Genomic DNA, 6,139 nt, shown 5'->3' on the forward strand with positions numbered 1-6,139 from the left:
CTAACTTGTCCATGGCCTGTTCCTCCCCGGAGTCGTTTTAGGCTTTCACCAAAACTTTGCTCCTGGAACAGGCCTCTCGTCAATTTCTTATCCAGAATTAAGGTTAAGTTATGACGCCAGTTTGCAGTACCTGTTCATCCAATAGACTAAACAGGCACTTAAACAAGATTTATTATTTAATGGATTGTAGCGAAGTGATATTCAAACCTTCATTCAACCGATAACGAGATTTATTGAAAATTTTAGCCCCATTTTCTCTTCCTGCCCGACGAGCACGCTGTTCGCCTTCAGGAAGTAACATTTCTTCCCGGCAGACATCGCTACAACATCCCTCAAACCGCTCTGCACAAGACGGACATTGGATGAATAGCAAATGGCATCCATCATTTTTACAGTTAGTATGACTATCACAAGTTGAACCGCACTGATGGCACTGAGCGATAACGTCTTCAGAAATACGTTCTCCCATACGCTCATCAAAAACAAAGTTTTTACCAATAAAGCGAACAGGCAGCCCCTGAGCTTTCGCCTTACGAGCATACTCGATAATACCGCCTTCTACATGATAAACATTGTTAAAACCATTGTGCAGCATATAAGCACTTGCTTTCTCACAACGGATCCCGCCAGTACAATACATGACGATATTTTTATCTTTATCATCCTTCAACATCTCAACTGCCATAGGCAACTGCTCACGAAATGTATCTGACGGAATTTCAATCGCATTCTCGAAATGCCCGACTTCATATTCATAATGATTGCGCATATCAACAAATACAGTTTCAGGATCATCCAGCATCTGGTTGACCTGATCCGCTTTCAGGTATTCACCGGTTTTTGACGGATTAAAAGTTTCATCTTCAATACCATCAGCAACAATACGCTCACGCACTTTCATGCGTAATACCCAAAATGATTTGCCATCATCTTCTAATGCAATATTGAGTCTCAAGTTATACAAAGCAGGATCAGCGGTATTCAATACTGCTTTCAGGGCTTCAACATTTTTAGAAGGGATACTGATTTGCGCATTGATACCTTCTTTAGCGATGTAAACCCGTCCAAAAACTGACAAATCAGTAAATTGTTGGTACAGGCTGTCGCGAAAATCCTGTGGCTCAGGAATAGCAAAATATTTATAAAAAGAGATAGTTGTGCGCGGCTCAGTTTCAGCCAACATACGTTCTTTCAGTTCTTTGTTAGAAATGCGGTTATGTAACACTGGCATGGTGTTCAAAGTACCCTTGTAGTTTGTTGATATGTATACATTTATATCTATCTATGTCCACATAGTGTCGACTCTAGATCATGCTCTAAATCTTTAACTAAAACCCTCAGTTCATACTTGGGGGTTTTATTTTCTACAATATTACTTTTTTCTGTGACCCAGATCTATCAATCCCTGTTCTGAATTGATTGTATACATAGAAATTACTTGTTCACTATAGAGTATCAGACAATGTTTATGCGTATTAGTTGTCCATGTCGAGACAGATATGAAGTGGCAACATATATCATTCGCATTTCTTTAACCACTCAGGGAACAAGCAAAAATATTGAGTTTAGTTTCGAAAGTTAAATAATTGTTAAATATTATTCGCTTGTTATTAGATAGAAATGGGTTTACTAGGATCCTTGCTTTTCGTGATGATCACGTTGTAAAAGGTATGGAGAATAATCATGAAAAAATACATTCTTCTTTGCCTGTTAGCAGGTTCTATTCTTTTAGCTTCAATTCAAACCTATGCCGCAGCCTGTTCCGCGGTATATCCCATAGGTAGCGAAAAATGGGACGATTGTATACTTCCGTGCTTACTTCTTCCTTCAGGATTCGATATAGCTTGTATAACAGTGGTGATGTAGCTTGTATACATTAGTTACAATGCACCCTGTATTAACCATCACTCTATCTGACATCCAACTTATATCTTTCTAATTGACATGCCAGATAGAGCTCAAAGTAGCTCACCAGCACTGCCTACGATGTGTTCCTGCTTCCCTGAATCATTTACTCTGAAGTGCCCATTTGCTTTATGAGTAACCAATAATTTCAGACGATGAGAAATTTTGATACAACTGATTTTTTGCTAAGAAACCTTTCAGATCTCACCACGCTGCTAATAGGTTTTCAATTCACGGCCTGATAACCCAACAATCAATAAAACAGGCTTAATAGGTCAATCCCTTGTATTCATAGCTGACGACAAATTTAGCCGGAATCTCTGGAGGGTATAATTACTGATAGCTAAACCTGTCTATGAGGATAACCAAAGCCCGTTTCCATCGGAAAGAGTATAAGCCTTTGCTTCTGGCTTAGATCTCTTAATTGCCACGTCTGTTAGCAGAGGAGAGCGCAATACTGGCATGTTAACACATTAATATTTAATGAATTAATTTTATCAAAAATGTCACATACCCCCAGTTGTACCCCCACATTATTTTGCTACATCAAGTCTGGTAGTTTTTATGTGGAAATTAGATTTATAACTGTTTAATCATCACGTTAGCAAAAAAGCCATGAGATTTGGAAATGGTCAAATTTGGCTGCCATCTCACGCTCAAGGCCTCATATAAACATTTATCATTTTTACGAACTAGATCACAAATTAAAACGGGTTATTCCTGTGGCTTAGAGCGGGCTTTCCTTTCTAATAATTCTCCAGTATGAGAATCGAAATAACGACTTGGCCAGATTTCTGAGGGATGGATGCCAAGATAATCAGCAATGATCCATTCGCCTTTAGGCCAAGGCCTACTGAATGCGTTTGCTAGTGTAGATGAACTAAGTCCCGACTCACGAGAAACAGCTGCTAAAGTTGTACCGCGTTTACGTAATGCGGCAATAATATCGGCCTGATGCCAGTCATTTCGACCGTTGTTATTCATTCCTGCTACCCCTTCCATTAATTAACATTGATGGTGGCGATTCAGACAGGGTTCGCAGTACCGGGAACTATCAACCGGTGAGGCCGAAGCCTCCCCCACCTGAACCGCCATTGAAAAGGCGATAGCAGACACACTGGTAGAAACTTCCTACCAGTGGATAGTTCATTACAAGGCTGCGAAACCTTACCACTGGATTGTGCCAATGGCGGGGAAACTTTAACTGATTGTTTTATCTGAATCAATAACCGAACGGCTAAGTTTAACGACTATAAACACTCTCAACATTCCGAATGCTTAATTCTTCAATCAACCAGCCCATCAATTTTTTACTTATACCTGACAACATGCAATCTCTGGCGCGCGACAATTCGGACAAAACAAAAAATGTCTGCCTTGCCCTTGATCGATATCTGTGCGCCAGAGTGAACGCAAGTTGAGGTATTGCGGGGCATCGGTTGAGTACACAGTACTGCCGCCTGTATTAACAGGTCATCCCCACCGGCTAAAGGCCAGCCTCGATATCGTCAAATTCTCCTTTTTCAATCTATAAATGCAGTGTCAGATTCACTGGGTGGTTAATCAGGCCAGTGCCTATCAGGGTTGAGTGATGCTGTGGCTGCGGCGTCACTTTCAGCGGTAAACCGACGAAAAGTGACGCCTTGAATTTCTCGAACAGTCAGCAAAGGCCGTGCAAGCATTGAAGTACCATCAAGCACAGCAAAATGCCGTAAGGTTAAATGTCAAACGGTAATCATGTTAATGGATTAGCTGTAGAAAAATTGTCTATTGAATAATTCAAACAGGGATGGGTAAAAGTATGAACAGATACGCAAAGGGTATCCTGTTGTTCATTGAAAACAAATAGGATTTATGTTGATTTGAAACGCCAGTGTATGAACCCACGTTCAATACACTTCGGTAACAAGATAAAGATATCCTTTTGGGTTATCTATTAGTTTAAGAGACCTTCATTGCCAGACAAGGGTTTAGGTGTCTTGGCAATATCTGCTGCCAAAGGTGTGCAGATGTACCGCAATTCTCGCCCTCCCTTTCAGGCTACGAGAGTTTTATTTCGCCACCCAAAGGCGATCCTGACAGGCGATGGATCATTAGTGTAAGTGGAATATTAGCGGCTATGGTGAGTAGGGTCAACAACTTATGTTATGGATTAATTGGAATTTAATATTCCAAATATAATTTCATTATGTTACTAACTTTAGAGGTTTGTGTAGTTGCCCCACTAAAACGGACAATTCATCTTTAATTCCTTATGTTACTTATATAATATAGATAATCAATATTATATAAGTTAAGTGGCTTACTCATGGCAAAAGGTGAATCAGGTCGTATCGTTCTTGAAGTCGATCCTGAGCTAAAGAAATCGCTTTATTCGATACTGGCACTTGATCAACAAACACTTAAAGACTGGTTTGTAGATAAAGCTCAACAACATATCGAAGAAAAAAAGACTGAATTGATTAAAATTTTTTCAAAGGCAGACAATGAAATTTAAAGCAGATCAAACAACACAAAAACTTCGAGGGGGATACTACACCCCTCAACACTTGGCGGATTACGTAGCTAAATGGGCATTAGGAAAGCAGCCAGAAGCAGTTTTAGAACCAAGTTGCGGTGATGGTGTGTTTGTTCAAGCATTACATAATAATGACTGTGATAAAGCCTTAACCCTTTCATGTTTTGAACTTTTTGATATCGAAGCGCAAAAAGCTTTAGAACGTTGTGAATCGCTTAAATTTCAGAATGCAACTGTTGCCGAAGGGGATTTTCTTGTTTGGGCTAATAAGCAAATCAAAGAAGGGAAAGTTCAATTTGATGCTGTAATTGGTAATCCTCCGTTTATCAGATATCAATTTTTAGAAAAATCTTTCCAAGAACAAGCAGAACTTGTTTTTAAACAGTTGGAGCAGAAATTTACTAAGCACACTAACGCATGGGTTCCGTTCTTACTTTCATCACTTGCCATGCTCAAAGCAGGTGGACGGATGGCTATGGTCATTCCTTCAGAAATAATTCATGTGATGCACGCTCAGTCTTTGCGTAGCTACATGGGAAGAATTTGTTCAAAAATTGTCATTATCGATCCCAAAGAAATTTGGTTCGAAGATACACTTCAAGGTGCGGTAATTATATTAGCTGAAAAAAAAGAAGATCCGTCAACACCATCAGAAGGTGTAGGAATCGTAGGTGTAAATGGTCTCGATTTTCTTGAAGATAGTCCAGAAGAGCTATTTATAAATACATTAGGCATTAATGGCGAAACTGTAAAAGGCAAGTGGACACGAGCGACTTTACAAAAAAGCGAGTTAGCACTTATCCAAAAGCTGATTAGCCATGATGCTGTTCACAAGTTCAAAGACATTGCAGAGGTCGATGTTGGTATAGTAACGGGAGCCAACAAGTTCTTCTTAGTTGATAATGAAACGGTTAATCATTTCAAGTTAGAGAAATACTCTCACCCTATGTTTGGGCGTAGCCAGCACTGCCCTGGTATTTTGTATGACATTCAGCAACACCAAACGAATCAAGAACAAGGTTTGCCAACAAACTTCTTGTACATAGCAGATGAATTTGAACAGCTATCAACAATGGTAAAAGACTATATCCAATTGGGAGAAGCTGAAAAGTATCATGAGCGTTATAAGTGCCGTATTCGTAAGCCATGGTATAAAGTTCCTTCTGTTTATAGCACTGAAATAGGTATGCTAAAACGCTGCCATGAAGCTCCACGCCTGATTTTAAATGAAATTGAAGCTTATACTACTGACACCGCTTACCGTGTCAGATCAACCTTTACGAGCGCAGAAAACCTTGTTTGTAGTTTCTTGAATCCACTGACTGCAATAACTGCTGAGTTAGAAGGACGCTATTATGGTGGTGGGGTATTAGAACTTGTCCCATCTGAAATCGAAAAAATCTACATCCCTGTGATTGAAGGGTATGAGCACGATCTAGCAACCCTTAACCAACTTGTAAAAGATGGAAAAGTTGAAGAAGCTATGAAATTGCAAGGTGTTTCAATTTTTTCAAAATTGGGACTAACTGAACAAGATACAGATGATCTAATGAGTATTTGGCGTAAATTAAGAGATAGGCGTTTACGTAAGTAACCCCAATTCCGCTTAAGCTATTGCTGAAATATCTTCTTCTGAGTAGAAAATTTTCAGTGATGGCTTTTTCTCTTTAAGGCAGTAAGCAATCAATCCCGTTAAAATGGTTAACAAAAAACCGG

The 6,139-nt window shown here is 39.5% G+C and carries 5 protein-coding genes and 1 pseudogene; 2 read left to right on the forward strand and 4 right to left on the reverse strand.

The features are described from left to right. Window positions 1-172: 172 nt before the first annotated feature. From trhO to AACS92_RS18735, 3 genes are all read right to left on the reverse strand, one after another. The gene (trhO, locus tag AACS92_RS18725; RefSeq protein ID WP_099111930.1) at window positions 173-1,231 is read right to left on the reverse strand and encodes an oxygen-dependent tRNA uridine(34) hydroxylase TrhO; all 1,059 of its coding nucleotides are present in this window, start codon (window positions 1,229-1,231) and stop codon (window positions 173-175) included. A 1,388-nt stretch (window positions 1,232-2,619) separates the two neighbouring features. Then, a complete protein-coding gene (locus AACS92_RS18730; RefSeq protein WP_099111932.1) occupies window positions 2,620-2,889 on the reverse strand; it encodes a helix-turn-helix domain-containing protein in 270 nt (89 codons plus the stop codon). Between the two features lie 575 nt (window positions 2,890-3,464). Further along, window positions 3,465-3,605 carry a hypothetical protein gene (locus AACS92_RS18735; protein ID WP_193757012.1) on the reverse strand — a complete coding sequence of 47 codons (141 nt, stop codon included), beginning with the start codon at window positions 3,603-3,605 and terminating at the stop codon, window positions 3,465-3,467. Window positions 3,606-4,213: 608 nt separating this feature from the next. On the opposite strand from AACS92_RS18735, the gene AACS92_RS18740 reads away from it, so the two are divergent. Together AACS92_RS18740 and AACS92_RS18745 are read left to right on the forward strand one after the other, a co-directional pair. Further along, the gene (locus AACS92_RS18740) at window positions 4,214-4,402 is read left to right on the forward strand and encodes a hypothetical protein (RefSeq protein WP_099111933.1); all 189 of its coding nucleotides are present in this window, start codon (window positions 4,214-4,216) and stop codon (window positions 4,400-4,402) included. Next, on the forward strand, window positions 4,392-6,017 hold the full coding sequence (locus tag AACS92_RS18745) for an Eco57I restriction-modification methylase domain-containing protein (RefSeq protein WP_099111934.1): 1,626 nt from the start codon (window positions 4,392-4,394) through the stop codon (window positions 6,015-6,017). The genes AACS92_RS18740 and AACS92_RS18745 overlap by 11 nt, the downstream gene beginning before the upstream one ends. Window positions 6,018-6,029: 12 nt before the next feature. Here the strand turns inward: AACS92_RS18745 and AACS92_RS18750 are convergent. Further along, window positions 6,030-6,139 (reverse strand): annotated as a pseudogene (locus AACS92_RS18750) (IS982 family transposase); the annotation flags it as partial.

This window comes from Xenorhabdus sp. KJ12.1 (assembly GCF_963876495.1).
GTDB lineage: Bacteria > Pseudomonadota > Gammaproteobacteria > Enterobacterales > Enterobacteriaceae > Xenorhabdus > Xenorhabdus stockiae.

What these genes read in the sequence shown, in the direction of transcription:
- trhO (WP_099111930.1), bottom strand. Translation starts at nt 1,231, where the DNA reads ATGCCAGTGTTACATAACCGCATTTCTAACAAAGAACTGAAAGAACGT.
- AACS92_RS18730 (WP_099111932.1), bottom strand. Translation starts at nt 2,889, where the DNA reads ATGAATAACAACGGTCGAAATGACTGGCATCAGGCCGATATTATTGCC.
- AACS92_RS18740 (WP_099111933.1), top strand. Translation starts at nt 4,214, where the DNA reads ATGGCAAAAGGTGAATCAGGTCGTATCGTTCTTGAAGTCGATCCTGAG.
- AACS92_RS18745 (WP_099111934.1), top strand. Translation starts at nt 4,392, where the DNA reads ATGAAATTTAAAGCAGATCAAACAACACAAAAACTTCGAGGGGGATAC.